We start from the raw sequence: 3,006 nt of genomic DNA on the forward strand, positions 1-3,006 counted from the left end.
ACCTTCGCCGCAGACCCGTCGCCGAACGTCCACGAGATCGGTTCGCGACGCGAGCTGTTCGTCGACGAAGCCTTGATCGAAACGCGCGACGATGTCGACTTGGTGATGCATCGGCCGCGTGACGAAGGTCAGGTGCTGGCGTTTGACAAGCCCTGGGAAGGCGGTTTCAGTGCTTATGCGACCGTGATTCGCGACGGCGACCGCTTGCGACTGTACTATCGTGGTCTCGGCGTCGCCGGCCAGGATGGCAACCGGGCCGAGACGACTTGCTACGCGGAGTCGACCGACGGCATCGAGTGGACCAAGCCGAATTTGGGACTGTTCGAAGTCCAGGGGACGCGCGAGAACAACGTGGTGTTGGCCGACGCCGCGCCGGTCACGCATAATTTCTGCCCGATGTTGGATACGCGCGAAGCCGTCCCGGCGGAGGAGCGTTTCAAAGCACTCGGCGGGACCGTCAAAAGCGGACTGATCGCCTGGGTTTCCGCCGACGGAACGCGTTGGCGTAAGCTGCGCGAACAACCCGTGATCCCCAGTGACCAGGTTGCCTATCCCCATTTCTTCGACTCTCAAAACCTGGCGTTTTGGTCGCAGGCGGAACAACAGTACGTCTGTTATTTCCGCGTCTTCCAGGACAAGATTCGTCGCATCGCGCGGGCGGTCAGCGACGATTTCGTCGAGTGGTCGGCGCCGGTGTTGATGGGGTATCGACATCGCGGCGGCGAGGCACCGATCGAGCACTTGTACACGAACCAAACGCATCCGTATTTTCGCGCTCCGCACTTGTATGTCTCCATCGCCGCCCGCTTCATGCCGGGCAGGCAGGTGTTGACCGACGAGCAAGCCCAGGCGATCCACGTCAACCCGCGTTACTTCAAGGACACGTCCGATGCGATCCTGATGACCTCGCGGCCGGGAAGCGACGTTTACGACCGCACCTTCCTGAGCAGCTTCGTGCGACCGGGGATCGGGGCTCACAACTGGGTGTCGCGAACGAACTACCCGGCATTGAACGTCGTGCAAACCGGGCCGACGGAGATGTCGATGTATCTGAACCAAGACTACGCGCAACCGACGGCCCATCTGCGCCGCTATTCGATGCGGCTGGACGGGTTCGCGTCGGCCCAAGCCGATTATCACGGCGGGGAACTGGTCACCAAGCCGCTGGCGTTTAGCGGATCGCAGTTGGCACTCAATTTTGCCACCTCCGCCGCCGGCGGCATTCGCGTGGAGATCCAAGACGCTTCCGGAACGCCGATCCCAGGCTTCACGCTCGCCGAATCTCGCGAGCAGATCGGCAACGAAATCCAGCGCGTGGTTTCCTGGAAATCCGGCCCCGACGTGTCCCCCCTCGCCGGCCGCCCTGTCCGCCTCCGCTTCGTCATGAAGGACGCCGATCTATACGCCTTTCAGTTCCGTGACGGCTTCACCCGCTGATTCAGGCTGGATGATGGAACTCAACCCGCGACCGCTGTCCTTGTGTCTGTCCCTGGTGCTCGCGTTTTGCAACGGATGCGACCGCTCGGCGACTGAAGTGCGCCGCGACGCTTCCGAGGCAGACTCGCAGGTTTTGGGGGCTGATTTGGACGATGCGCGTCGATTGATCGCGACCAAGCAATTCGATGCCGCTCGCGAAGTGATCCGGCGGTACCTGCAACAGCACCCCGACGATCCCCAAGCCCTGGAAATGGCCGGTGATGGTGCGATCCAAGCGAACGATGCGGTTGCCGCGATCGGGTTCTATGAGGCGGCAGCCAGAGCAACAAGGGAAACGCAGGAGGGCAAACCGACGAAGGAGTTGTGGTTCAAATGGGCGGGGGCGACGATCACCGCGGAACGTCCCTTCGAGACGATTGCGGTTTTGCGTGAGGCAGTCCAAGACTATCCCGAGGTATTGGAGATCCGACAGAACCTGGCCAGTTTTCTTGCCCGCGTCGGCTTGCAAGACGAAGCCGCCGAGCAGTTTCAATGGCTGGTCCAACACAAGCATGGCAGCCAGGCCATCCTGCTGATCTTGGCCGACCTGACACGTCCGCAGACTCACGACGAGACGTGCAAATCGGCACTGCGTCGCAACCCCGAAGACCTGCGCCCGGTGTTTTCGTTGGCTCAACACGACGCCGCCGAGTCCGATTGGAATGCAGTTGAACAAGCGCTCGCGGCGGTCGTCAGGAAACACCCCGATTTCTCCCCGGCCGTCGCCCTGTATGGTCGGGCATTGGTGGAACAGAACAAGACCGTTGCGGTGGAACAATGGAGCCAATCGTTGCCCGGGGACATCGAGAATTACTCGCAATACTGGATGGCGGCGGGTAACTGGGCGTCACGTCACGGATCGGTCGACCAAGCGGCGCGCGCCTATTGGTCGGCGGTGAGGGTGAACGAGAACGATCTCGAGGCGCTTCAGGGGCTGGCCAGTGCGCTGACCCAATTGGGACGCACCGAGCAGGCGGAACGTGTCGCCCGCCGCGGCGAAAAAATTGCCGCACTGCGGAGTCATCTGGCAACGCTGAGCAGCTGGGACCTTGATTCCCAATCCACCGTCGTTGAACTCGCGCTGACGCTGGAACAACTGGGGCGACGGTGGGAGGCGACGAATTGGTTGATGATCGGGGCGACGATGAAACAGCATCCCGATCCCGAGTTCGAGACGACCTTCCGCGCGATCCGCGATCGGTTGACCGGTTCGACGCCGTGGCAACTGCCCGAGCAAACGGTGTCGGCGAACGTCGACCTGTCTTCTTTTCCGGCGATGGGTTGGCATCGCTCGGATCGGTCTCCCGCGTCGCCGATGGAGGAACACTCGGACAGAAATCTGCGGTTTCGCGACGAAGCGGCGGCCCGATCGCTCGATCACGTTTGTGCCCTCGACAAGACAGGCGACGCCGAATCCGGTCTGATGATTTATCAATCCGGAGCGGGCGGGGCGGGCGTGGTGGACTTTGACCTGGATGGCTGGCCTGATACCTATTTGACGGTGATGGATGGGACGCCCCGTCGCGAGGA

2 protein-coding genes are annotated in these 3,006 nt (G+C 61.9%); both read left to right on the plus strand.

Annotation, left to right across the window (positions count from 1 at the left end; genetic code table 11):
• Positions 1 to 1,437 (plus strand): hypothetical protein (locus ABX749_RS27835; RefSeq protein ID WP_372898901.1); only part of this gene is annotated, 1,437 nt, incomplete at its 5' end.
• A 10-nt stretch (positions 1,438 to 1,447) separates the two neighbouring features.
• A partial coding sequence (locus tag ABX749_RS27840; RefSeq protein ID WP_372898902.1) for a tetratricopeptide repeat protein occupies positions 1,448 to 3,006 on the plus strand: 1,559 nt, incomplete at its 3' end.

Origin of the sequence: Stieleria sp. (assembly GCF_041595215.1) — a bacterium.
GTDB classification, from domain to species: domain Bacteria; phylum Planctomycetota; class Planctomycetia; order Pirellulales; family Pirellulaceae; genus Stieleria; species Stieleria magnilauensis.